Raw genomic sequence first — 407 nt, 5'->3', positions numbered from 1 at the left:
CCGACCCTGGAGAGCGGGCGCTGCGCGCCGCTGACGGTCATCGATGACCACTCGCGCTACAACATCGTGCTGAGCGCCTGCTCGCGCACCACCACGCAGGTCGTGCAGGAAGCGCTCGAGCAGGCGTTCCACTGCTACGGGCTACCCTCGCGTATCAACACCGACAACGGCGCGCCGTGGGGTTCGCCCAGCGCGCCGGGACAGCTCACCGAGTTCGCCGTCTGGCTGATCCGGCTGGGTATCCATGTGAGCTACAGCCAGCCGTATCACCCGCAGACCAATGGCAAGGACGAACGGTTTCATCGAACCTTGAAGGCGGAAGTCCTCAATGGCCAGCACTTCCGTACCCCGCGCAACGCCCAGAACGCATTCGATGCATGGCGCACGGTGTACAACCATCAGCGTCC

At 64.6% G+C, this 407-nt stretch carries 1 protein-coding gene; it reads left to right on the top strand.

Annotated features, from left to right (window positions below):
• On the top strand, nt 1–407 hold a 407-nt coding region (locus SB753_RS35030; protein WP_410804636.1), incomplete at both ends, for an integrase core domain-containing protein.

This window comes from Paraburkholderia sp. SIMBA_053, assembly GCF_046534895.1.
GTDB classification, from domain to species: domain Bacteria; phylum Pseudomonadota; class Gammaproteobacteria; order Burkholderiales; family Burkholderiaceae; genus Paraburkholderia; species Paraburkholderia caledonica.
Note: the sequence above shows the minus strand (reverse complement) of the source record. Positions and strands in the feature narration are given on the sequence as shown.